Source organism: Candidatus Nitronereus thalassa (assembly GCF_032191465.1).
In the GTDB taxonomy this organism is placed as follows: Bacteria; Nitrospirota; Nitrospiria; order Nitrospirales; family UBA8639; genus Nitronereus; species Nitronereus thalassa.
The window spans coordinates 2,772,432-2,796,542 of the sequence record NZ_JAQOUE010000001.1; the positions used below are offsets into that span (position 1 = coordinate 2,772,432).

Sequence of the window (24,111 nt, forward strand, 5' to 3'; positions counted from 1 at the left end):
TTTACTCGCTTGGGGCTTCAGAAGATGCTGTGTCTGATTCAGGTTGCGACGATACAGGTGAAGGAAGAGAGGGAGCCTCAGCTGATTTGACTAATAATCCGGGAATGCCTGCAGGCAATTGACTCGTGATGATTTGCTCACCTTCTTTCACGCCTTGGCTAATGACGACGGAATCTTTTCTGGACAGCAGGATTTCAACCTGACGCACTTCCAACTGGTTGTTGGAGTTTTTGACCCACACGCGGCTGCCTTCTCGAATGATGTGGCGTGGCAAGACGATCACATTGTGGAGGATGGGCCCTTCGATTTCCACACGGACATATTCGCCCAGCAATAAGGGACGGCGATCGGTCTTGGTTTTCTCTAACTGCAGTGGATCATGAATAGAGACCAGCACTTGCGCCATGCGCCCGTTTTGGGTGACATCGCCTAACAGTTCGGCGACTCTCCCATAACGAACAACTGGCTCTCCTTGGCCAATGTCACGAATAATCCGTACGCGCGATCCGCGACGTGTGTCTGCGTCCGGGACGGAAATCCAATCGAGGTGATGTATGGGGACACTGACTTGAGCGCGAAACTCATCAGTCCCCACGAGCGTGGCCACGGAGCTTTGGGTGTTGATGAGCTGTCCCACTTCCACGGATTCAGAAAGGACCATGGCATTGAACGGTGCCGTAAGAATGGTCCGTTGGACATCCAATCGAGCCTTGGCTAGTCGGCTTTTAGCGGCCTGCAAGGCCATTTGTTTTTCAAGAAGATGCGGGCGGCGAAGTGCAAGTTGCTTGCTCAGGTCGCTGATTTCTCCCGCTGCAGGGTTGAGGAGTTTCCACTCGCGTTGGGCTACGGCTTGATTGCCGAATTCCACTTTCAGATCAAATTCAGCCTTGGCCACAGCAGCTCGTTCTTCATCCACGGCAAATTGGTAATCGCGTGGGTCAATCTGCAGAAGCGCCACGTCCTCGGGGATGATTCCGCCTTTCACTAAGTCGGGGCTTTGCTGAATGACCAGTCCATCGACTTCCGGGTGTACCGTAACCTGTTGATGGGCTTGTACAGTACCAAAAGCCGTGATGACGGCACGTTCGTCTTGCATGTGAGCTGGAAGAACTTCCACAAATGTGGCCTGATCTCCCGGTGAAATTTTCGGTACGTTGGGTCGATGGGTGATGAGGACCTGCGCGCCGAGTGCCGCAAGGATCACAATAAGAATTGGCAGAAGAATGCGAAGGATTTTCGAGGTGTGGTTTGGCGGGGGAGGGGATTGGTTCATTGAATCGAGTCCTGCATGGCGACGTTGTGAGGCGGGGGTTCCTGGCTCCATCCTCCCCCGATGGCTTTATAGACTTGAACCACGGCGATAAGTTGGTCCCGCTGGGTTTGGGCGAAGGCAATTTCGGCATTGAACAGTTCGCGCTGGGCCACGAGAACATCCAAATACGTGGCTTTGCCGTTGAGATATTCTAATTGGGCCAACTGACGAGCTTCCCGCGAAACGGCAAGCAGGCGTTCTTCCACTTCGCGAATTTCTCGAGTTTTTTGATGCAGGAGTAATGCGTCTTCCACTTCTCGAAAGGCTTGTTGAATCGTTTGTTCATAGGTGATAAGCGCCTGTTCCTGTTGGGCTTTGCTCACTTCCAGGTTGGCGCGATTTCGCCCGGCATTGAAAATCGGCAGGGTAATAGCCGGCCCCAGTGACCAGATGCGGGAGGAACCTATAAACAAATCGGAAAATTCTAAACTTTGTGCGCCAAAATTTCCGGTCAGACTAATCTGTGGAAAGAATGCGGCCTTGGCCACTCCAATTTTGGCATTGGCAGCCACGAGTTGCTGTTCGGCTTCCAAAATATCGGGACGTCGTTCGAGTAGCGAAGAGGGCAGTCCGGCAGGAACTTCCGGCGGAAGAGTTTGATCGCTCAGGGACGCACCCCGGACGATGGTCTGTGGGTTCTGGCCAATGAGTATGCTGAGTTGATGTTCTTTTTGTCCGATTTGTTGCTCGAGGTCTGGAATGAGCGCTTGCGCACGCGCGACTTCTTGTTCCGCGCGACGAATGTCCAAGGCCGTACTTTGTCCCATCAGCTTTCGCAATCGAATAATGTCGAGGGATTCCTCGCGAGTCTTGAGAGTCAGTTGGGCAATATGGAGCTCTCGATCTAACTCTTGAAGGTCAAAATAAGCCTGCGCAATTTCGCTAACCAATGTGAGGGTAACCGTCCGCTGAGCCCATTCCTTCCCCAGGAGTTCGGCTTGGGCTGCTTCCGTGGCCCGACGGATTTTTCCCCACAGATCGATTTCAAATGAAAGGTCCAAGGTCGCCTTCCATTGACTGGTGGTTGGTCCCTCCCGATTACTTGGTGCCCCTGCCCCGATGCCAAATTGCCGAGCCACGGCTCCCGAAGTTTGGTTGCGCTGAAAACTGGTTTTGCCATCAATCTGAGGAAACTGATCCGCCTGGGTTACGCGGTATTGGGAACGAGCTTCTCGAACGCGGGAGGCCGCCAACCGTAGGTCCTTATTTTCGACCAAGGCTGATCGGATAAGAGATTGAAGCTGTGGGTCGTGAAAAAGGTCCCACCACTCCATGTTGGCTAAAGATATGTCTTCGGTCCCCCCATCGATTTGGCCCTGAAAACGTGTTGGTTTTTCGATGTCCGGCCGTTCATAGTCCGGTCCTAAGGCACATCCAGTTAGGAAACACAGAGGGGCAATGATCAAAAGAAAATGACGCATAAATTCCTTTAAAATTATACCCGCAAAAACTAGTCCATTAGAGCAATATGCACAAGGGGTAGGAGTCGCCCTAGAATCCGAAAAATCAATTGGGATGAAAGAAGGTCAAAAGAGAAACTATTTAAGTATGGGGTGTAATTTACATCGGAATCTTCGGCGGCTGAGTGAGGTCGTGGTAGGAGAGGATTCTGCGTTTGCCTTCAGAGTCGAACTGAATAATCATTTCGATGGGAGCCCCTTTGGAAAATTGCCGAAGCTTATGAAATTGGTCAAGGTCTTGTGGATGGACAGCCAACGTGGCGTCGCCGGGCACGGGCTGCCACTTGGTTTGAAACAAGGGACGATCGTCTGAGCGTTCATTCCAATTCAGCCAAACGATTGTTTCTTCAAGGTTGATATATCGCAATGTGCCTCGAATGCCCGTAGGTTCTTTAAAGTTCAGAATGTTTGTAAGAAAAGTATCCAACGGATGCGGTTCGGTTTCGAACGCTCCTGCCGGAATTGAGATCAACATGACACAAGACGCGATAAGTGCTCCACCCAAAAAAGAGGGCAAATGAAATTCTGGGCGACTTTTTTTCATCGGGAATCCTTCATGAGTCCTATGCGGAATTGTAACGGTAAGCCCCGTGATTCATTGTACCGAAAAACCTCCATCTTCTTCTAGGAAATTCCAGTATTTCCTGCTGTCAATTTCCTTCATTGATACATCGAAACCTCGAAAACCGTATTGACAGAAAGCGGGGGGTCTGTTACCTATTAAGTTAAGTAGGTGACGGAGCGGTCACCTAGTGTTTTACAATAGGGTATTCAGGACAACGAACGTCCTTCCCCAAGTAAGTTTGGGAAAGGGCGTTTTTTTATGACTTTTTGTGGTGGGTTTTGAATACTGGGAAAACTTGATACCAGAAAATTCTCAAGATTTTGTATATCATTTGACGATAAGACAGATAGGCAAAGGCGCCGGGTCAACCATGGGAGGAGTTTCCTTTTCCCTTGGTCAGCTTCGGCGCCTTTTGTATTTTGAGGTTACAAGGACACAATGATTTCTCATTCTGAAATGGCTCAACTCGATCTGCTGGAAGAGGTCGTAAAGATCTTGACTAGCCTTGATTCGCCGGAGCGGCGAATAGAACGGGCATTGGCATTATTAGGGCATGAGCCCAAGAAATCCATGACTTCGTTGAAAGGATCAAAAGGAAACAAAGCCATGCCTGTACTGATTGGCACGAGTCCTATCATGGAGACTCTGCAAGCAGCGATCCAACGGATAGCGAGTACCCCAGCCACGGTATTGATTCGTGGAGAGAGTGGAACCGGCAAGGAACTGGTCGCGCGAAGTATTCATGTTTCTAGTCGAAGAGCAGGCTATCCATTTGTGGCCGTGCATTGTGCAGCTGTTCCGGAGTCATTGATTGAATCAGCTTTATTCGGTCATGAACGTGGTGCGTTCACTGGCGCGCATCAACGAAAAAAAGGGCGGTTGGAGCAAGCGTCTGGGGGAACCTTGTTTCTTGATGAAATTGGCGATATTCCAATGGCCACGCAGGTGAAGCTTCTGCGTGTACTCCAGGAAAAAGAATATGAACGGGTTGGGGGCAGTGAGACTCTTCCAGCGGATGTCCGGGTGATTGCTGCAACGCACCGAAACCTAGAAGCCATGATCCAAACCGGTGAGTTTCGGGAGGATCTGTACTATCGGTTAAATGTCATTCCGCTCGTATTACCACCACTGCGTGATCGAAGAGAAGATGTGCCAGCACTCATAAACCACTTCTTGGATAAATTCAATCAAGAGAACCGTCGTATGCTTCAACTGGCGCCTTCCTTTGTGGATTTGTTAAGTGCTTATCATTGGCCTGGCAATATTCGGGAGTTGCAAAATTGCATTGAACGTTTAGTCGCGTTGTCAGATTCAAAGACAATTGATATCGATTCTATTCCAGAATCGTTGGCTTCTTATTTTGAACACATGCGGGCGACACGCATGACTGCAAGCGCGGCACCTCAAACTTCTTCGGTTCAACAAACACTTCCTGACCGGTTAGATGCCATTGAGCGGGATCGCCTTCGTGAAGCCCTTACCAAAGCCGGATGGGTGAAGGCCAAAGCCGCGAGGTTGTTGGGCATGACCACTCGTCAGATTTCGTACAGGATGCAGAAATATCAGCTTGTTGAAGAAGCTTAATCAATTTCAGTCAAGAAATGGGCTGTGGGTCGTTCTTGGTACAATGGGGTCAGTCAAAAAGTTTTTTATTCACCAGCGATGAGCAACTAGCGACCAGCAATGACCCTCCAAAACCTCCTTGCGAACCAAACAATTTTGTCGGGTTATGAACATTTTGGTGTGCACTGAACAGGATTGTCAGCATTTGGAAATGAGATTCTTCTAGAATCATTCACATTTTTTATGATTTTCCAATGTTGGGTTTTGGCAGGTTCCTTGCAAGGAAATAAAGTAAAGGTGATTAACCTACGACATAGAGTTAGGTTCAGACGGTCGAGTCTCACAAGGGAGTGGTCTTGATCACGGTTTTATCCTGACAACGGCACAGTAAATTTTACCTCTTTGAGAAAAGAGGTCATTGGCAAAGACGCCATCGTTTTAAAGGCGGACTACGAATAGTCCCCGGAAAATGATGGCGTCTTTTTTTATGTTCTTGAAAGAGAAGGGGAGACACTCGATGTATATGGAAGATCTCAAGCGAATGGCAGAGGTTTCACGGAAGAAGGTTGAATATTGCCTGAATGCTCCTGGAGGGTATTTTCTGTTATCCGCCCTGGCAGGTATCTATTTAGGATTGGGTATTTGTTTGATTTTCAGTGTGGGCGCGCCTTTTGCCGCGGAAGGTTCGGTAGCGCTTAAATTGGTCATGGGGACCTCGTTTGGCGTGGCCTTGACCTTGGTGATCTTTGCGGGATCGGAGCTTTTTACCGGCAACAATATGGTATGCACCATTGGGGCGCTGGCTCGGACTATTACCTGGAAGCATGTGGGCTGGATCTTTGTGTGGTCCTTTGTCGGGAACCTTATAGGCTCATTATTTGTGGCATGGATGATCGTACAATCTGGAGTCATGGCCAAGGCTCCTCAAATGGATCTGTTGATGAAGGTGGCCGCCATGAAAATGTCGGCGTCAGCCTGGGAGCTGTTCATTCGAGGCATCCTCTGTAATGTACTGGTGTGTCTTGCCGTGTGGATGGCGGCAAAAACCAAGAATGAAGCCGCGAAAATTATGTTGATCTTCTGGTGTTTGTTCGCATTTATCGGCAGCGGGTTTGAGCATAGCATTGCCAACCAATCGCTGCTGGGCATGGCGTTGTTTCTGCCACATGGCGAGGCCATTTCCTGGAGTGGTTTTGCATGGAATCAAGTCTTTGTCGGATTGGGTAACATTGTTGGGGGTGCCGTATTGGTTGGCAGTGCGTATTGGTTGAGCAGCCCCTATCGCATGACGGATTCCGTAGTGACTCAATCTGAACAAACGATCCTGGGGCGCGAGGCCCAAGAATCGTTTGACCATTCTACACCGGCCTTAACCGCCACAAATTCAGTGGTACCGATGAAGGCCGGGTTTGTGGCCGTACTCAAACATGAGCGAGGAATGCGATGAATAAATTTGAAGTCTTAAAACACGAGCGAGATGGGTTGGACATTATGGAGGATCTCCCGATGTTGGCGAAAACCGGATGGGAATCCATATCTGACGATGATATCCAGCGACTCAAATGGTATGGCCTGTTTTTGAGAAACCCCACCCCAGGGTATTTCATGATTCGGGTGCGTATCCCCGGAGGCCGGGCAACGTCGGCTCAATTACGCACCTTGGCGGAAATCGCTTTGACGTTTGGTAACGGGCAATTGGATTTTACCACGAGGCAACAGATTCAGCTTCGGCATCTGCGAATTGAACACGTGCCTGAAGCATTTGCAAGAATGGACGAAGTAGGCCTGACGTCGCTGCAAACCGGTTTGGACAATGTGCGCAATATTATGACCTGTCCGGTGGCAGGACTATCGCCAACCGAATGCCTTGATGCTACGTCGGTGGTGCATGCCTTAAACGAAGAAATCGTGGGCAATCGGGAATATACGAATCTTCCTCGGAAATTCAATGTGGTGATTACAGGTTGTCCTGATAATTGCCTCCATGCCGAGACGCAAGATTTAGCCCTTGTGCCGGCAACCAAAGATATCGATGGTGAAACGAAGGTCGGATTTAATGTGTTAGTAGGTGGGAAACTGGGATCTGGAGGATTCCGGATCGCCACGCCATTGGATGTGTTTGTTCTCCCGGAAGATGCGGTACAGGTTTCTTGCGCGGTGATTAAAGCGTTTCGGGATTACGGATTCCGGGATTCACGAACGACCGCCCGGCTCGCATTTTTATTGGAAGAGTGGGGTGAAGTCCGGTTTCGAGTGGAAGTCGAGCGACAACTTGGTCATCATTTACTTACTGCTGGAAAAGACGCCAGGAAAAATTCAGAAAATCTTCATGGTGGAGTATTCCGGCAACCACAAATGGGATTGAACTATGCGGGCCTCCATATTCCAGTCGGGAGAATCGAAGGCAAAGGTCTGTTGAAACTTTGTGAATTGGCCGAGCGTTTTGGGACGAGTGCCCTGCGTCTTGGGGCCAATCAGACATTGGTTATTCCCAATATTCACGACAAAGCTCTTGGTGAATTTCTGGAAGAGCCAGTGCTGCAAAAATTTGGTTACAATCCATCGCCCATCAGAAAAGGCTTGGTGAGTTGTGTAGGAAGTGATTATTGTAACCTTGCGGTCATCGAAACCAAAAGCCAAGCGATGAAAACGGCTGCGGCCTTAGAAGCCAAAGTGGTCTCAGAGATTAAACCGATCACCATGCACTGGTCAGGCTGCCCTGCAGGATGTGGGAATCATCTCGTAGCGGACATTGGATTATTAGGGAAAAAGATCAAGCGTCGCGGTCAAATCGTGGAGGCGGTTGATGTCTATGTGGGCGGGCGATCGGGCCCAGATGCCAAGCTGGCGACGAAATTGTTGGAAGACGTCCCGTGCGAGGAGTTGGCCGAGGTGTTAGCTGGAGTGGTGCCGTATCATGCTCGGGAAAAGATGCATCGAGAAAAGAAGCGCATGCGACCAAAATCAGCTAGCGTAAGAACGAGTACTGCTGTGGTGAGTCCCTCCTCGCTGGTGAAGGAATCTGTCGCTGGTCGCTTGTGAGGGATTATGACTTGATAGTTACTCTTTTTACTACCAAACAGCGACAAGTGACTTTTTCAAGGCAATGAGAATTACACCAGCTGATGAATCGTAATTTCCGGGGGGCAGTTAAAGCGAACGGGGAGGAGAGAGTTTCCAGTGCCGCGTGAGGTATAGCCCAGCATACGGTTTTCGAAATTCCACCCACCGGCGATGTAGCTTCGCGCAAAATTGCTGCTATTCAAAATGGGGATCTTCCCTGGCAAGCAGATCTGGCCTCCGTGCGTGTGCCCACACAAGTAGTAGTCAATGCCTGCTTCACAGGCTTCAGGAATAATTTCCGTAGAATGCGCCAGCAGGATTTTGACCGCATCTTTGGGCACTCCGTCTAAAGCACGAGGCAGGTCAGCGACTTCATACCAATGAGGGTCATCCACGCCGATCATCCACAAAGTGTCTCCGTTTTTTTCGAGTGGCACGGATTCGTTGAGCAGCATGGGGATGCCGATTTTCTCTAACGGCGGGGCCATCTCAATGAAGTCATGATTACCTAAAATCCCCAAAATGCCATAGGGGCAATGAATGGCATTGGTTAAGTCGGTCATGAGCGTGATGGTTTCCTGGTAATCCCCATAGGTCATAAACCGAAAGTCCCCGGTAATTACACAGAGATCGTAGGTTAACGACCGAAGAATCTCTTTCAGTTTTTTCATGCGGTCAAAAATACCCTCAACATGAAGATCGGATAAGTGGAGAATACGAAATCCATGAAAGGCTGGTGGAAGTCCGCGAATGGGGGCCGTGACAACCTCAACTTGGTAATCTAACGAGTTGCGGATGGCTCGGTGATAAAGCCCGCTGAGCCGCAGTCCACCTTTGAGAAATGGCCCTAGGGCATCGAGGTTTTCCCAGTAGATATGAAACCCGGAGGGCGCAAAGCGGAAGGCAGAATGACTGACTTGGAGCTCCAGGCGCTTTCCCAGGTGTAGAGGGCCAATACGGTTTTTGAGGTGAAGAAGCGCTTCGTTATCGACCATGGAATGAGTTCGTGTACAGAATTAAGTGGTGGAACTGCTTTTGAGTATACGATCGGTCAAAATGTTCCTGGAATTGACTATCATTTAATGGACCCAATCATACATTGTCTGAGTGGGACAAGGAAGAGGGCAAAAGTAGGTCTAGAAGAGCGTATTAGGGCAAAAACACTTGCCAGGAGGGATATTCCCTGAATAAAATTACCTTGGTTATGCAAATGCTGGATATCAAAGAGCCTGAGCTTCCCGACCTCCAATTTGTCTTAATGGTGGGGGCGTTGTGTACCGCAGAAATTCCTACCATGAATGTACCCGAAGAGGTCCGCCGTCTTGTGTTTGACCGGTGTTGGGCCCTCCTTCATGACACGCCGCCACCCGAAGACCCTAAGGAACGAGTCCTTGATCTCCGCCAAGGGGATGAAGTGACCCTCGAAGCTCTTGTTGAAGTGATTCGAAGCACCTTCAGCGATCACGGGTACGACCAGCTCACCTGGGAGCATGAAGCCAGCGAACCCACCCAAACCCCAAGCCCCGAGATCCAACCCCTTCTCGACCGCATCCAAGCCTGGGATCCTATTGATCCACCACCCGTGGATGGGGCGGACGAAGCGGGGAATAATTAGTTCCATTCCCTCTCGGCTTATTTTAAAAACACAAAGATTAAAGGTAGATTTTTTTATGTGGAAGCAAAACCCTGCTATCAATGAAACAAACACTTCTTTTCAGAATTCGTAGATAGGGATAGCAAATTATTAGCCAGGTGTCTCTTCTCCCTCCAAACATTTCTTACAAAACAAAACATCCCCAAAGTGCTTCTCTCGCCCCTCTTTCGTTACTACCCAAGGGCGTTCACTCCAAGGCGGATTATGACGAACATGTTGCCCATGTCCACATTCCAAATCCGCAACCCAATCGTCGTATTCATCCTGATGAAAGCCGATTATTTTTTGTTCCACAATCTTTCATTCCTTATAAAAAAGGTCGGGTAGGACGACGTCAAGTTCCTCTATATTATTCCTTACGTGTTTGTAACTTCACATCCAACCAATCCCTAAGCCAATCACCGAGCAAATTCACAGCCAAGACGACCAACATTAAAGCCAAGCCCGGGGCGATTACCATATGCGGGGCGACAAGCATGTAGCGTGTGCCATCACGGATCATGCTACCCCATGACGCGGCTGGTGCTTGGACGCCTAATCCCAAAAAGGATAACCCGGCTTCGCCAATCACGACACCTGCAATGCCAAAGCTGGCTTCAACGATTAAGGGGGCACTAATCAAAGGAAGCAAGTGACGCATCATAATCCCGGCAGGACCTGTGCCAATGGCCACCGCAGCAGAAACATGATCGCGTTCTTTGATCGAGAGCACTTGCGCACGCGCAAGCCGGGCATATCCCACCCACCCAACGACAGATAGCGCAATCACAACGTTATCAATCCCTGGCCCCATGACGCCGGCCAGTGCAATTGCCAGGAGGATGCCAGGAAATGCCAAGAAAACATCGATGATTCGCACGAAAGCGAAATCCGTCCACCCTCCCACATAGCCGCTGATCGTACCTAAAAGACTGCCGATGGAGAGAGATATCGCGACGACAGTAAATGCCACGAAACACGAAGTCTGAGCGCCCACAATGAGTCGATCAGCAATCGGTCGTCCTAAATCGTCGAAGCCCAACCATTCCTCTGGGTTTCCTGGCAAAAGAATATTGGGTAGGGTGATAGCATTTGGGGAAAGAGGGAGAAGCGGTCCCAATATAGCGAGCCCAGTCCAAAGTCCAAGAATGCCTAACGGTATGCCAAGCCGAAAAATTATAGGACTGTTGGATAAATGAAAAATTCTCAAAATGCCCTTTGGATATGAATCATCGTATGAAATGCCAAAAGCACAGGGAATTTTTAAAAAGGTGCATTCAGCAAGGCCGCAGGGGCTTTGGCGCGCGGAGCGTACGGGTCAGTACGTGAGCACGACAAAGCTCCGAGAACGCCGCTGATGCCCTTTTTCAACATTCCCTCATTATTTGGAAAGTCTCACTCGTGGATCAACCCACGCGTACACCAGGTCTGTGAACAGATTAACCAAGACGTAGGTCATGCTAATCAAGAGCACGGCTGCTTGCACTACCGGATAGTCGCGCCGATGAATGGCTTCTACGACCAGGGAGCCAATGCCAGGCCAAGAAAACACGGTTTCCGTAATAACCGCGCCACTGAGGAGCGCACCCAGTTGTAAACCTAACAATGTGATTACGGGGAGAAGAGCATTTCGAAGACCGTGTCGAAAGGTAATTGCCCATTCGGTGAGTCCTTTGCTGCGGGCCGTCCGAATAAAATCCTCTGTTAATACTTCCAGCAATGTGCTGCGAACCATGCGAGATAAAATCGCGGCCATTGCGGTGCCTAAGGTGATAGCCGGAAGAACAATGGATGTGAAGCCTTCGCGTCCGCTGACGGGAAACCACCCAAGCCATAATGCCCCCAAGAGGATCAACATCGGGCCCATCCAGAAGTTTGGAATTGATACGCCGAATAAGGCAAAACCCATTGCACCAAAATCCCAAACAGTTTCCTTTTTGATTGCGGCGAAGACTCCTAGTGGTAAGGCAAGGGTAAGCGCGAGAAGCAGGGCTGCCACTCCTAGTTCGATGGTGGCGGGAAGTCGTTCCCACAAGAGTTCGGAAATAGGCCGTCCCGAATACAGAGAGGTTCCCAAATTCAATTGTGCTAGGTCCTGCAAATATGACCACAATTGCACAGGGAGCGGGTCATCCAATCCTAGGGCTTGGCGAAGGGTTGCTCGATCAGCCGCTTGTGCGGATTCTCCCAACATGACTTCCACGGGATCACCTGGGACCAAGTGTAAAAACAGAAATACCACACACAAGACGCCGAGAATAACGCCAAGTGCTGTGAGGAGTCGTGAAAGAAGAAATTGGATAAACACGGATAGTTACATTGACAAAGTTGGTGCGGTGCGCTGAACGTCTTTCAGCCCATCGAAGTTTCCATCGTTGGCCATCCTAAATCCGGTAATCTCCCGTCGCGCGATAAACACATGATCTTCATACCACAAGGGCACATAGGGTAAGACTTCGGACAGATAACCTTGAAGGGCTTGATAATACTGTTTCTTGTCAACGATGTCTTGGGCATGATTCGCTTGGTCAATAAGTCGATCTGCTTCATGACTGGAGAATCGGCCACGGTTGGCGCCATTTGGTGGAATGGATTCGCTATGAAACACGTAATGAAAGATATCGGGGGTTTTTACTCCTACCCAGGAGAGGCTATATATTTGAAAGCGTCCCGCTTTGATGTCGCCATAAAAAGTTCCCCAGTCATAACTTCGAAGGTCGACTTGGATCCCGACTTGAGCCAATTGATGTTGAAGGATTGTCGCCAGCCGGACGCGGAAGGGATCACTTGATGTTTTGTAGGTGAGTCGCAAAGGTGCATGAGAAGAAAATCCTGCTTGAGCCAAGAGCGAGCGAGCTTTCTCTGGGTTATATTCGTATTGCTTCAGTTCAAGAGCCCCGGCCCAGTGGTCTGGAGGTAACAACGACTGAGCAGTTCGAGCCGCTCCACTTAAGACGTATCGAATGACAGACTCCCGATCAATCGCATGGGCCATGGCCTGTCGAACCAACAGTTGTTTGGTGTAAGGGTCTTCTAAGCTCACACCTATATAGGAAAAATTAGTTCCTGGGTGGCGTTGTATGGAAAGCTGAGGATCTTTCGCTAAATAGGTAACGAGCTCAGGGGGCACATCATTTTGCAACATGTCGATTTCCCCCGCGAGGAGTTTGAGTGCGCGAACCGTTGGCTCCTGCACCTTAATAAAGGTCAACAGTTGACGGTCTTTTAGCCGGAGGAGTTCTAGCCTCGTCTCATCGGGGCGTGTGACAAATGAAAAGGGACCGCTTCCTATAGGATGAGAATGGAAGGGGTGATTCTTTTGCATGAGGTGGTTGGGCAGAATGCCGAGAGTTAGAAAACTAGGGAATAACAAATCAGGGCGATTAAGATGAAAATCAACTGTGGTCTCGTCCTGAACGGCAATGTGATCAATCAGGGCTAACGTCCCTCGATGTGGCGAGGCGTTGTTGGCATCCAAAATAAAGTCATACGTCGCTTTCACGTCTTGCGCGGTCAATGGTGTCCCGTCATGAAAAGGGGCGCGATCGGGTTTGAGGTGGAATCGAAAATGCCGAGGACTGATTTGCTCCCACTCCGCTAAGGCAGGCCTGGGTTCAAAGGCGTCGTTAAAATCCACGAGTCGTTCGTATAGGAGGCGGTTCACGCGATCAGATGTGGCATCTGTAGCAAACCGAGGATCAAGGTTCGTTGGAGCACTTGCCAGGCCGAAACGCAGGGAATCCGTCTGAGGTTCAGCGCAGGCCGAGAGAAAAAGGAAGAGACATAAGGTCCCTAAGGCCCAAGCAAAACGAATCAACAATGTAGGGCCAATGAGGATTAGGAGTCTGGTCACGACTGAAGAGTGTAACATCCAGGCCAAGTCGAAGCGTTATACCCTAAAAAATGAATACAAGAATATACCTAAGTGAAAAGCAAGTCCATCCAATTTCATGGGGTTCAAGAGTGAAAAACTATCAATGTCTGACGGGGGCTGCCGAGATAGTGGGGGAGGGGATCGTCCCTATATAAGGAGACTGGCGCATGCTTCTCGGGAAATTTGGCAAAAAAGACAGCAAGGAACAGCAAGGAATACCAATGGATATCGAGGGTTTATCTGCCTCAGCCACTGCTACGAGTGATCCTCCGCCACCAGCATCCATTTATACTGCGCCAGATTCAACAGCCCCCTTGCTATCCCCACTTCCAACCGAGCCCGAAATAAAAAAACGTCCATTTCCTAACGCCCCCTCGACGATTGAAGAAACGGGCTTACCCTCGGAATTGTTGTTCCAGCTTCTTGTTAAAACGCTATTCATCGCGGGAGAACTTACCGAGGCCTCCGCTGGGGCGCAGCTCAAACTTCCCTATTCCGTGATGAAGGAACTGTTCGCCCTTTTGGGACGCGATAAGCTGGTGGAAGTGCGCGGGCATGGGGAGCCTCTCGGGGTGTTGTATCGATATGGACTGACCGATGCCGGGCGTCAACGGGCTCAGGTCTATATGGATGTGAATCGGTATGTCGGCCCGGCTCCGGTTCCCATTGCGCAATATGAAGCCATGGTGCGTAGCCAGCCGGTTTCAGATCTTCGCATTGATCGCGCAACCGTCGAACAGGCTACCAAGCACTTGGTCTTACCAGCAGAGTCCGTCGAGCAGGTAGGTGAGGCGGTGAATTCGGGCTGGGCGATTTTTCTCTATGGCCCTCCAGGTAACGGAAAAACCGTGGTTGCTGAAGCTATTGGACACATGTTGGGGATGGTCGGTGGTGGTGAAATTTTCGTGCCGTATGCCATCGAGGTGGATAGCCAGATCATCCAGGTCTTTGACCCGCTTACGCACAAACCGATTGATCCCCACGATGCTTCGCCGCGTTCGTTGATCGAAGCCAAGGCAGAACATGATACTCGGTGGATTGCGTGCAAGCGTCCGGTGGAATTCGCGGGAGGAGAACTCACCTTGGAAATGTTGGATCTTACCTTTAATCCTTCGGCGAAATATTACCAGTCACCTCCGCATATCAAGGCTAATGGCGGCGTGTTTCTTATCGATGATTTTGGCCGGCAACTCGTTCGACCGAGAGACTTACTAAATCGATGGATTGTGCCGCTGGAAAAACGTGTGGATTATCTCACGTTGCATACCGGAAAAGTGTTCCAAATCCCCTTCGACACCATTGTGATTTTTGCGACCAATCTGGAACCGCAAAAGTTGGCCGATGAGGCTTTTCTTCGCCGGATTCGAAATAAGATTTTGGTGAGTGATCCCACACCAGACACCTATGCCAAAATTTTCCAGACCATCTGCGAACAGCGGCAGGTGAAATTTGATCCAGGCGCCATGGAGTATTTATTCCGTAACGTGTATCAAAAGCACCGCATAAATCTCCGGAGCTGTCACCCTCGAGATTTGATCGATCATATTCTCAGTATCGCCAAATACAATGGCGTGCCTCCAACCCTCGACCGAACCCTTCTTGATCGAGCGGCCAGAACCTACTTCTTCTTAGGCGAGCTTGACCGCCCACCTGTCCCCTCTTAATCCGTATCTCGATCTTCGTATTTCGTATCTCGTAAAGGAAGCGACCCATCTTGTGCGTTTACGTCAGAGCTTGCTTTTGGGGCGAGCTCTACGGCTCCCCGATCCAAAAGTGTAAATAGTATCTCGTCGGGTTTATGCTTTTTAACGAAATACCAGATACGAAGGTCGTCGTCTGGTCTCCTTACCCCATTCGTGATACAAAGAATCCTACATTGTCTTAATATGTTGTGGTTTGGTGTCAATGGAGGAACTGGCGATGAAGGCAATAGCCATTCAGGCGTTTGGGGGTCGGGACAAACTTGAATTGATGGATCTTCCTATTCCCGCGGTTGGGCCGCATGACGTTCGAGTCAGGGTCAAGGCTGCAGGCGTGAATCCCGTCGACTGGAAAATTCGTGAAGGGTTTTTACGGGACCTGATCCCCTATGAATTTCCGATCATACTAGGATGGGACGTGGCTGGGGTGATCGATCAAATTGGAAATGAGGCACCGATTCATCAAATTGGCGATGAAGTGTATGCGTATTGCCGTTTGCCGGTAATTCAGCATGGTTCCTATGCTGAGTATATTGTCTTGCCAGCCAACATCGTAGCCAAAAAACCCACGAGCCTGTCGTTTATTCAAGCGGCTTCCATTCCCCTTGCGGCCCTCACTGCGTATCAATCGTTATTCGATGCTGGTGGGTTAGAGCGAGGACAAACCGTCTTGATTCATGCGGCCGCGGGAGGGGTCGGCGGGTTTGCCGTGCAACTCGCGAAACATCGTGGCGCCACCGTGATTGGGACAGCAAGTCCATCCAATCATGACTATCTTCTCGGGTTGGGGGCTGATCGGGTTATTGATTATGGGACGCAGGATTTTCGGCAGGTGATTCGAGAGTGGTATCCTTCGGGAATTGATCTTGTCTATGATTGCGTGGGCGGGGAGGTATTGGAACAAAGCGTAGAAGTCCTCAACTCTACCGGATGCCTCGTGACCATTGTGGAGCCGGGTCGAGCTGAAAACATGAAAGAGCAAGGTCACAACGTGCGTTTCGTGTTTGTGGCTCCCAATGCTTACCAACTTGATGAGTTGACAAAGATGGCCGATCAAGGCCAATTGCACACCCATGTGGCTAGCACGTTCCCTCTTGAGCAAGCGGCACAAGCCCATGAAATTCTCGAAGGCCAGCATGTACAAGGGAAGTTGGTACTGACTGTCGGGTGATGCGTATCTTGTATTTCGTATCTCGTGAAAGGACAAAAGGAAACTTTGTTTAGGTTATACTTTTAAAACTCCTCCCTTCTGTTAATCCTCTGGAACTGAAGGTCGTATACGTCTTCGTTGCAAAGACGAAATACGAGATACGAACGACTCCTGGTGTTTTTTTTCATATGTCTCGCCATGTGTTTGCGTACCATGAAAACCATCACCGCCCAAGACCTCTATAACCTCACCAAATGCCATCATCGGGTATATCTGGATTCCAATGGCAATCCTCAGGAAAAGGGGGAAGTTGGATCATTCGTGAAACTCTTGTGGGAATTAGGGTTGCAGACGGAACGTGAGTATATCGAGAGCCTTGGCGAGATGCCGGTGGTGGATTTGGGAATCCTTTCGGTGGAGCAGGGATTTCAGGAAACCTTGCGCTTGATGAAAGAGGGCGTTCCATTGATTTATCAGGGTTGCCTGATCGATGGCCCCTATGTCGGGCGTCCGGATTTGCTGTTCAAGCGTGATGAGGGAGAGTCCCGTTTCGGACCCTATCTCTACGAAGCGATCGATATTAAAGCGGGAAAAGGTTGGGAAGGCGGAGAGGGGCGGAAGCCAAAGTTCAAAGAACATTATGCGTTTCAGATTATGTTCTATCGAATGCTGCTGGAACGGATTCAAGGAGCGGTGGTTGCTGAGGGGCGGATCATCAATGTGGATAAACAAATTGAAGCCTTTGATCCCATGAGTTTTGCTTTGCCCTTTCAGTCTGCCCTAGAGGAGGCTACCCAACTTGTCTATGGGCAAGAAACGTCTGAGCCGGTCTTAGGGAGCCAGTGTCTTCTATGTGAATGGTTTGGGCGCTGTCATCGGTGGGTCAAAACGCATGATGATCCTTCAGGCCTCTTCTTTGTGGGGAAGCAGAAGTTTCGTCTGAAGGAAGTCGGTCTTCGGACGATCCATGATATTGCCAAGATGGAGGTGAGCCATTATCTCAGCCCAGCGAATAAAATTCCTCGGATGGGAGAAAAGGCCTTAACACGGATGAAACAACGGGCTGGTATTATGTTGTCTGGGAAACCTTGGGTTCGACAAGGGTATTTCTTCCCTCAGACGGCGCGAGACATTTATTTTGATATTGAAGATGACCCGACTCAAGGCCTCACCTATCTGTTTGGTCTGGCGATCCATGATCACACCGGTCCCCCCGTCTTTCGGTATTTCGTGGCGCGAGATCCTACGGAAGAAGAACAAACCGTTCGGGCATTTTGGGAGTTTATCGCTTCCGCCGGCGATGTCACGTATTATGTCTACTCGCATAAGGAGCGCAGTTCGTTGCGGCAGTTGATGGAGCGGTATGAATTGGACCCCGATGTCTTCACAACGTATGTGGAACGAGAGTATGATCTGTATTCTGATTTGATCGTGAACTACTCTGATTGGCCTACCTTCTCCTACAGTATTAAGCAGATTGCGAAGCATATTGGGTTTCATTGGCGTGACACTGATCCTTCCGGAGCGAATTCCATTGCCTGGTATAACGAATATTTGGCACATCCAGAACAGGAACACCTTTTGACCCGGATCCTTCAATATAATGAGGACGATTGTTTGGCAATGCTGGCGATAAAACAATTTTTTGAACGTAAGGCCCAAGAAGCTCAACCTGAAAACGAACGATGTTGAACGCCAGATCACAAGGAGCAAAGAAGATATGGCCCTGAAAGCCTTAATTGTCGATGATGAACAGGCCATTGTGGATTTAGTACGTTTCCATCTAGAAAAGGAAGGGATGGCCTGTTTTGAGGCGGCGAATGGCGAAAAGGCACTTCAATTGGCTCGTGAGCATCGTCCTGACTTGATGGTGCTGGACTTGATGCTTCCAGGAGTCGATGGTCTGGAGATATGCCGACTCTTGCGTCGGGATCAAAACACGGCGTCCATCGCGATTATCATGCTCACCGCGAAAGCAGAGGAAGTGGATCGAATCGTGGGATTAGAAATGGGGGCGGATGATTATGTGGTCAAGCCCTTTAGTCCTCGTGAATTGGTCGCGCGCGTCAAAGCAGTGTTGCGGCGAGGTCAGGTGCCATCGACAGATGTGGTTCAGCGATTGGGTGAGTTGGAAGTAGACGAGGCGAAGCGTCAGGTTCGCGTGGGGAACGTCCCTGTTGAGTTGACGGTCAAAGAATTTGACTTGTTGTGCGCCTTGATTCGTGCCAAGGGACGAGTCCTGAATCGTGAGCAAATTTTAGAATCTGTTTGGGGGTATGCGAATGCCGTGGATATTGAATCCCGAACCATTGATGTGCACATTCGGCGGCTTCGTGAAAAGTTGGGTCAAGAAAGTCAACGTGTGGTGACAGTCAAAGGCGTAGGCTATCGCTTTGAGGTAGAGGGGTAACGTTGGGGGTGAGGAAACAGGAACGGCCAAAAGGGTTGTCTTCCACGTTGGCTTATTGGTTTGTCTTTATGATGGCTCTCGGTTTGGGAGCCATGGCTTTGTTAAGTTGGGTGAGTTCAACTTCCTTGGGATGGGGTGTCGGTCTTTGCGTTATAGTGGTGACGGCTTTCATCTTGGCAAAATGGTTGAGTCGCCGGGTCCTTGGCCCGGTCTGGGAGTTGCAAGGTGTTGCTGGCACTTTACTTAAGCGATGGGGATTTGAGCCAGAACGGCGAGATGATTTAGGGAACCTCACCAACCAATTGGTTCAACTGACGTCCATGTCCAAGGCACGTATTCAGGAATTGGAATTGGAATGTGCCAAGGTCGGGGCAGTGTTGGATAGTATGGTCGAGGGTGTGATTGCGCTGGACCGTCAGGGTCGGGTGATATTGATGAACCCTTCGGCTCGGCGCATTCTGGACCTGGATGAGGAGCCCGTGGCTGGCCAATCGTTATTGGAAGTGATTCGGAACCGCGGGTTGTCGGACCTCGTCGAGGTATGTCGGACCTTAAAGCCTAACGAACAATGTAGCCGTGAAGTGGAGTTGCAGCTCCCAGCTCATAGGATTTTGGAAGTGAATGCCATGCCGCTGCCAGAGACGAAGGGGATTGTCATTGTCTTTCATGATATTTCCGAAGTGCGTCGATTGGAGCAAGTGCGAGCGGAATTTGTCGCGAATGTCTCACACGAGTTGAGAACCCCATTGACGGCAATCAAAGGATATTTAGAAACATTACTTGATGACACTCCAGTAGAACCGGCCACGCATCGTCGGTTTCTTGAGATTGCGCATACCCAAGCGGATCGCTTGAGTCGACTGATCAGTGATCTCTCTCGTCTTTCCGATATTGAAACCGGAAAAGTAGTGCTTCATTTTCGAGCCGTGGGGTTGCGAGAATTTGTTCAAGACCTCTTCGCTATCTTTGAAAATGAAGCCGGCAAAAGGGGCATTATCCTCAACAATGAAGTGCCAGATACCATAAGCGTGTGGGCTGACCGGGATCGTCTTTCGCAAATTTTTGTGAATCTCATAGATAATGCCCTGAAATATACGCCGGAGGGAGGCAGGGTATCGTTTCAAGCTTGTGAGCGCAGACATGGGGTTGCCGGGCTCCAAATCATTGATACTGGCCAGGGCATTCCCCCTTCCGATATTTCCCGAATTACCGAACGCTTTTATCGCGTGGATAAAGCCCGATCTCGTGACCAGGGGGGCTCTGGATTAGGGTTGGCCATTGTCAAGCATCTCGTTCAGTTGCATGGTGGTTCCCTTCGTATTGAGAGCGTCATGGGAAAAGGGACGACGGTGGATATCGAATTGCCCGTCAAGGCCTTTCATCCTCTCTCGATAAAGTCTTGCGAGACTGTTTAGCCACCCCGCTGGATATTTTTTTATCTTTCCAGTCTCGAAGCCATAAGATCCCCTCCTTCCCTATTCGAAAATTTACCTTTCCGTAACTGGAACACCATGTTTTTGCAACACAAGGTTGCTACTGTTTTTCAAACAGCGTGAAAACAAAATTACTAAACCCCAATACTGAGCGTCGCAAACTACATACACAGGGATCAGGGTGAGAACTCCATCGCCAGCCAATCTTCAGCTCCAAGGCTCATTGATGAATTGGTTACAATCTGGCCAATCGCAGCGTATCCAGGATGTGGTCGAGGCTTTTCCTGAATGCAAATGGTCTGAGATATTTGAGGCAATTGATGACTTGAATCAAACCCGACGGGTTTTGTTAAGGATTTCTGGGTCTGAGGTAGAGTTGCGAGCGTTTTCGCACAAAAATTGACCTTTGTTACTTATGAAGGCCTTGTGGGCTGGTCCCCTCAGTTAACAGCTTCGTAACATGGCTTTTACCCAAAGGAAACATTGAAGGATTAACATTATCAGCCCCGATAACCAACGGGTGAAATTGGAGGAGGATCGATGCAAAGTCAAAATTTTCAGCGAAGTCATCACAAATTGAAATATGCGATCGCGATAATTTTTTCTGTCACGTTTTGCATGGGATCTACGGCCTTTGCGGATTCGGACTCAATGGTGGATCCCCAATGGAAATCTTATGCCAGGGTGAGTGGGATTTCTGGGAATTTAAATAGCATTGGTTCGGATACCTTGAATAATCTCATGACCTTGTGGGCGGAGGGATTTCGTAAAGAATATCCTAATGTAAAGATTCAGATTGAAGGAAAAGGATCAAGCACGGCACCACCGGCCTTGATTGAAGGGACCGCACAGTTGGGTCCGATGTCCCGAAAGATGAAAGACAAGGAAATGGATAAGTTCGAGGCGAAGTTTGGGTATAAACCTACCGCCTTTCCTGTGGCGGTGGATGCTTTGGCTGTCTATGTGAACAAAGATAATCCCATACAGGGTTTGAGTATGGAAGAAGTCGATTCGATTTTTTCGAAAACTCGGCGAAGAGGACATCGCGTGGATATTGATACCTGGGGTAAGGCTGGGTTAAATGGCCCCTGGAAGAATGTGACAGTAAGTCTCTATGGAAGAAATTCTGCTTCTGGGACTTATGGGTTCTTTAAGAAAAAGGTTCTGAACAAAGGGGATTATAAAGATCAAGTGAAGGAACAACCTGGATCGGCCTCGGTCGTGCAAGGGATCACTGAGGATCGTGGCGGCATTGGCTATAGCGGAATTGGCTACCGAACCTCAGGAGTTCGGGCTATTCCCTTATCCGCAAAATCCGGAGAACCATTTTATGATCCCACCTTTCTCAACGCTTCATCGGGAAAATATCCACTGGCTCGGTTCCTCTATGTGTACGTGAATAAGGCACCAGGGAAACCATTGCCTCCATTGACCAAGGAGTTTTTACATTATGTCTATAGTCAGCAAGGGCAGATGGTCGTGATTAAGGACGGCTATTTTCCCTTACCTCAGAAACTCATGGATAAAAAGTTGACGGAAATGAATTAATCGGCGTTCCGCCATAATGGACCGCCAATATTTTAAGCCATGCCCGAAGGTTCTTCTTGGATCGGGCATGGCTTTTTCCCTTTGATCCGCGACATAAAAAAATGAAACCTTTCACTCCTCATGCGGTGTCAATGGGCACAGAAATTCCTCCTACCCCTTTAAGTTTGTCTCGTCGATCTTCTCGACAACTTCGACGGGTTATCGATTCTCTGGCGACGGTGGTCATTACCGTCGGTGGATTAATGACGATTTTGAGTATTTTAGGTATTTTTGCCTATCTCTTTATCGAAGTGGCTCCACTCTTTTATGCGGCTTCGGCAAAAAAGGTCGCCGCTGTCAGTATTAAACCTTTTGAGGTAGATACCCCGCAGTCTTGGAATCTCGGTGTCGGACTCGATGAATATATGGAGGTGGCCTATGTGGTTCAGGCAACCGGCGTGTCCTTGTATCGCGTGCCCTCAGGGGAACCCTTTGTGTTGGAATCCATACCCACATTTGAGCCAGGTCAGATTTCTGCCATTGGGCGCTCATTAGGGAAATCTCACATCTTTGGGTTGGGGACCCGTGAAGGTCAGGTGATTCCGCTGTTTGTCAATTTTCGAATGGCCTTCAATAAGGATCAGCGGAGCATTCATCCAACCGTGACTCTCGGTACGCCGCTTGAACTGACTCCTCACCCCGAGCGTATTCACCGTGTTGCCTTTCAAGAAACCGAAGAGGGACAAGTTACTGCCGTGCTGACCGACGCCAATCATCTGTATCTAGCAAAAATCCAGGAAGCCGAAGGGCTTTTTGCCATGGAGGGTGAATCGGAGGTCCTTCATGCTCAGATTAAACATGCGAATGTGTCATCGATTACCACTCTCGTTTTGGATAGCATGGGCGAGAATTTGTTAGCGGGTACCCAAGATGGGCACCTGTTGCATTGGGATTTGCGAAACTTCGAAGACCCTCGCCTCATGGGTTCGTATTCCGTGGGGCATACCATCACGGCTCTTTCGTATTTGATTGGTGATCGATCTATCGTGGTGGGAACAAGTGAAGGTGAGGTCGAGGTGTGGATGCCGACGATTGATCCGAATATAGGGGGCGATCCCAAGCTTGAGAAAATCAGAGAATTTCCTTCGCATCATAGTGCGATCACGGTAATCTCTCCCTCACAACGGGATAAAGGGTTTATCACCGGCGATCGTTCAGGAAAATTTTCCCTTCATTATTCGACTTCAGGAGAGACCCTATTGGAAATTGATGACACGGGGGTTCCTATTGGCGCCCTGATGTTTTCTCCAAAAGCGGATGGCGGAGTGTTCTTGACCCAGAACGGTCAACTGTCTGTGTATCACCTTGATAATCAACATCCAGAAGCCACGTTCAGTTCGCTCTTTAGCGAGGTCCTTTATGAAGGGTATCAGGAGGCCTTGCATATTTGGCAATCGACCGGGGGGTCGGATTCCTTTGAGCCCAAGTTTGGATTATGGCCACTGATGTTTGGAACGTTAAAGGGGACCTTCTATGCCATGATCTTGGCGACCCCCTTGGCTGTGTTGGGTGCTGTGTATACCGCGATGTTTATGACTCCGGATCTTCGCTCGGTGGTGAAACCAACGGTCGAGATCATGGCCGCCTTTCCCACCGTGGTCTTAGGATTTTTAGCCGGTTTATGGTTTGCTCCTCTATTAGAAAAGATCTTTCCCGCCGTCTCGGCTATTTTTATGGTGGTGCCGGTGGCGATAATCCTGGCCTCTTTCGGCTGGCATTTTTTCCCAACAAAAGGGCAAAAAACATCCGGACAATTCTTAGAGCTGTTGATCCTCCTGCTTCTCATTAGTGCGTCGGTGTGGATCTGCCTTCACTTCAATACAGAGATTGAGGCGTGGTTGTATGGATCGGATTATAAACAATGGCTGTCGGACACCTTTGGCGTGGGATATGATCAACGCAATGCGTTGGTCATCGCCTTTGCCATGGGCATTGCGGTGATCCCAACGATATTTAGTATTTCTGAGGATTCCATCAGTAATGTGCCCCGTCATTTGATAGCTGGATCATTGGCCTTGGGAGCCACACCTTGGCAGACCCTTTCCAAGTTGGTCATCGTTTCCGCGAGTCCGGGAATTTTTTCTGCCTTGATGATTGGATTAGGCCGGGTGGTCGGAGAAACGATGATCGTCTTGATGGCGACCGGAAATACACCGTTAATGGACCTTAATCTCTTTAATGGGTTTCGAACGCTCTCAGCGAACATCGCCGTGGAAATGCCGGAGGCCCCGCATGGGGGAACCTTGTATCGTTTGTTATTTATGGCAGGATTGATTTTGTTTATCTTTACGTCTTTCGTGAATACCATCGCCGAAGTTATTCGACAACGTTTACGAGCCAGATATAGCCAATTTTAAAATT

At 49.4% G+C, this 24,111-nt stretch carries 19 protein-coding genes; 11 read left to right on the forward strand and 8 right to left on the reverse strand.

Annotated features, from left to right (window positions below):
* Nucleotide 1: 1 nt before the first annotated feature.
* From PPG34_RS12450 to PPG34_RS12460, 3 genes are all read right to left on the reverse strand, one after another.
* Nucleotides 2-1,273, reverse strand: a complete 1,272-nt coding sequence (locus PPG34_RS12450; RefSeq protein WP_313833665.1) for an efflux RND transporter periplasmic adaptor subunit — start codon at nt 1,271-1,273, stop codon at nt 2-4.
* Complete coding sequence (locus PPG34_RS12455; RefSeq protein ID WP_313833666.1) at nt 1,270-2,733, reverse strand: efflux transporter outer membrane subunit; 1,464 nt, start codon at nt 2,731-2,733, stop codon at nt 1,270-1,272. The genes PPG34_RS12450 and PPG34_RS12455 overlap by 4 nt, the downstream gene beginning before the upstream one ends.
* 139 nt (nt 2,734-2,872) lie before the next feature.
* A complete protein-coding gene (locus PPG34_RS12460) occupies nt 2,873-3,316 on the reverse strand; it encodes a hypothetical protein (RefSeq protein ID WP_313833667.1) in 444 nt (147 codons plus the stop codon).
* A 459-nt stretch (nt 3,317-3,775) separates the two neighbouring features.
* Here PPG34_RS12460 and PPG34_RS12465 point away from each other — a divergent pair, with 459 nt between their 5' ends.
* The 3 genes from PPG34_RS12465 to PPG34_RS12475 all read left to right on the forward strand — a co-directional run bounded on the left by PPG34_RS12465 (nt 3,776) and on the right by PPG34_RS12475 (nt 7,942).
* On the forward strand, nt 3,776-4,921 hold the full coding sequence (locus PPG34_RS12465; protein ID WP_313833668.1) for a sigma-54 interaction domain-containing protein: 1,146 nt from the start codon (nt 3,776-3,778) through the stop codon (nt 4,919-4,921).
* Between the two features lie 496 nt (nt 4,922-5,417).
* On the forward strand, nt 5,418-6,347 hold the full coding sequence (locus PPG34_RS12470; protein WP_313833670.1) for a formate/nitrite transporter family protein: 930 nt from the start codon (nt 5,418-5,420) through the stop codon (nt 6,345-6,347).
* Nucleotides 6,344-7,942, forward strand: coding sequence for a ferredoxin--nitrite reductase (locus PPG34_RS12475; RefSeq protein WP_313833671.1), 1,599 nt, complete (start codon nt 6,344-6,346; stop codon nt 7,940-7,942). Before PPG34_RS12470 ends, PPG34_RS12475 begins: the two co-directional genes overlap by 4 nt.
* Before the next feature lie 71 nt (nt 7,943-8,013).
* Here PPG34_RS12475 and PPG34_RS12480 read toward each other — a convergent pair whose 3' ends face one another.
* Complete coding sequence (locus PPG34_RS12480; protein WP_313833673.1) at nt 8,014-8,958, reverse strand: metallophosphoesterase; 945 nt, start codon at nt 8,956-8,958, stop codon at nt 8,014-8,016.
* Nucleotides 8,959-9,173: 215 nt separating this feature from the next.
* Here PPG34_RS12480 and PPG34_RS12485 point away from each other — a divergent pair, with 215 nt between their 5' ends.
* Entirely contained in the window at nt 9,174-9,578 is a 405-nt protein-coding gene (locus PPG34_RS12485) for a hypothetical protein (protein WP_313833675.1), read from the forward strand.
* Between the two features lie 129 nt (nt 9,579-9,707).
* Here PPG34_RS12485 and PPG34_RS12490 read toward each other — a convergent pair whose 3' ends face one another.
* The 4 genes from PPG34_RS12490 to PPG34_RS12505 form a co-directional block, all read right to left on the reverse strand.
* Entirely contained in the window at nt 9,708-9,911 is a 204-nt protein-coding gene (locus PPG34_RS12490; RefSeq protein ID WP_313833676.1) for a DUF3565 domain-containing protein, read from the reverse strand.
* Between the two features lie 55 nt (nt 9,912-9,966).
* On the reverse strand, nt 9,967-10,806 hold the full coding sequence (locus tag PPG34_RS12495) for an ABC transporter permease (RefSeq protein ID WP_313833677.1): 840 nt from the start codon (nt 10,804-10,806) through the stop codon (nt 9,967-9,969).
* A 171-nt stretch (nt 10,807-10,977) separates the two neighbouring features.
* Nucleotides 10,978-11,898 carry a nickel ABC transporter permease gene (gene nikB, locus PPG34_RS12500; RefSeq protein WP_420888099.1) on the reverse strand — a complete coding sequence of 307 codons (921 nt, stop codon included), beginning with the start codon at nt 11,896-11,898 and terminating at the stop codon, nt 10,978-10,980.
* A 12-nt stretch (nt 11,899-11,910) separates the two neighbouring features.
* Nucleotides 11,911-13,467, reverse strand: coding sequence for an ABC transporter substrate-binding protein (locus PPG34_RS12505; RefSeq protein ID WP_313833679.1), 1,557 nt, complete (start codon nt 13,465-13,467; stop codon nt 11,911-11,913).
* A gap of 170 nt (nt 13,468-13,637) precedes the next feature.
* Between PPG34_RS12505 and PPG34_RS12510 the strand changes: the two genes are divergently transcribed.
* The 7 genes from PPG34_RS12510 to PPG34_RS12540 all read left to right on the forward strand — a co-directional run bounded on the left by PPG34_RS12510 (nt 13,638) and on the right by PPG34_RS12540 (nt 24,107).
* The gene (locus tag PPG34_RS12510) at nt 13,638-15,134 is read left to right on the forward strand and encodes an ATP-binding protein (protein ID WP_313833680.1); all 1,497 of its coding nucleotides are present in this window, start codon (nt 13,638-13,640) and stop codon (nt 15,132-15,134) included.
* 256 nt (nt 15,135-15,390) lie between these two features.
* Nucleotides 15,391-16,341 carry an NADP-dependent oxidoreductase gene (locus PPG34_RS12515; RefSeq protein WP_313833681.1) on the forward strand — a complete coding sequence of 317 codons (951 nt, stop codon included), beginning with the start codon at nt 15,391-15,393 and terminating at the stop codon, nt 16,339-16,341.
* A 192-nt stretch (nt 16,342-16,533) separates the two neighbouring features.
* Nucleotides 16,534-18,012, forward strand: coding sequence for a TM0106 family RecB-like putative nuclease (locus tag PPG34_RS12520; RefSeq protein WP_313833683.1), 1,479 nt, complete (start codon nt 16,534-16,536; stop codon nt 18,010-18,012).
* Between the two features lie 28 nt (nt 18,013-18,040).
* Entirely contained in the window at nt 18,041-18,730 is a 690-nt protein-coding gene (locus tag PPG34_RS12525; RefSeq protein ID WP_313833684.1) for a response regulator, read from the forward strand.
* 8 nt (nt 18,731-18,738) lie between these two features.
* Complete coding sequence (locus tag PPG34_RS12530; RefSeq protein WP_313833685.1) at nt 18,739-20,145, forward strand: sensor histidine kinase; 1,407 nt, start codon at nt 18,739-18,741, stop codon at nt 20,143-20,145.
* A gap of 558 nt (nt 20,146-20,703) precedes the next feature.
* Complete coding sequence (locus tag PPG34_RS12535) at nt 20,704-21,711, forward strand: PstS family phosphate ABC transporter substrate-binding protein (protein WP_313833687.1); 1,008 nt, start codon at nt 20,704-20,706, stop codon at nt 21,709-21,711.
* Nucleotides 21,712-21,812: 101 nt separating this feature from the next.
* Nucleotides 21,813-24,107, forward strand: coding sequence for an ABC transporter permease subunit (locus PPG34_RS12540; RefSeq protein WP_313833688.1), 2,295 nt, complete (start codon nt 21,813-21,815; stop codon nt 24,105-24,107).
* Nucleotides 24,108-24,111 lie beyond the last annotated feature (4 nt).

Coding starts and splice junctions, on each gene's coding strand:
- PPG34_RS12450 (WP_313833665.1), bottom strand. CDS start 1,273: ATGAACCAATCCCCTCCCCCGCCAAACCACACCTCGAAAATCCTTCGC.
- PPG34_RS12455 (WP_313833666.1), bottom strand. CDS start 2,733: ATGCGTCATTTTCTTTTGATCATTGCCCCTCTGTGTTTCCTAACTGGA.
- PPG34_RS12460 (WP_313833667.1), bottom strand. CDS start 3,316: ATGAAAAAAAGTCGCCCAGAATTTCATTTGCCCTCTTTTTTGGGTGGA.
- PPG34_RS12465 (WP_313833668.1), top strand. CDS start 3,776: ATGATTTCTCATTCTGAAATGGCTCAACTCGATCTGCTGGAAGAGGTC.
- PPG34_RS12470 (WP_313833670.1), top strand. CDS start 5,418: ATGTATATGGAAGATCTCAAGCGAATGGCAGAGGTTTCACGGAAGAAG.
- PPG34_RS12475 (WP_313833671.1), top strand. CDS start 6,344: ATGAATAAATTTGAAGTCTTAAAACACGAGCGAGATGGGTTGGACATT.
- PPG34_RS12480 (WP_313833673.1), bottom strand. CDS start 8,958: ATGGTCGATAACGAAGCGCTTCTTCACCTCAAAAACCGTATTGGCCCT.
- PPG34_RS12485 (WP_313833675.1), top strand. CDS start 9,174: ATGCTGGATATCAAAGAGCCTGAGCTTCCCGACCTCCAATTTGTCTTA.
- PPG34_RS12505 (WP_313833679.1), bottom strand. CDS start 13,467: ATGTTACACTCTTCAGTCGTGACCAGACTCCTAATCCTCATTGGCCCT.
- PPG34_RS12510 (WP_313833680.1), top strand. CDS start 13,638: ATGCTTCTCGGGAAATTTGGCAAAAAAGACAGCAAGGAACAGCAAGGA.
- PPG34_RS12515 (WP_313833681.1), top strand. CDS start 15,391: ATGAAGGCAATAGCCATTCAGGCGTTTGGGGGTCGGGACAAACTTGAA.
- PPG34_RS12520 (WP_313833683.1), top strand. CDS start 16,534: ATGAAAACCATCACCGCCCAAGACCTCTATAACCTCACCAAATGCCAT.
- PPG34_RS12525 (WP_313833684.1), top strand. CDS start 18,041: ATGGCCCTGAAAGCCTTAATTGTCGATGATGAACAGGCCATTGTGGAT.
- PPG34_RS12535 (WP_313833687.1), top strand. CDS start 20,704: ATGCAAAGTCAAAATTTTCAGCGAAGTCATCACAAATTGAAATATGCG.
- PPG34_RS12540 (WP_313833688.1), top strand. CDS start 21,813: ATGAAACCTTTCACTCCTCATGCGGTGTCAATGGGCACAGAAATTCCT.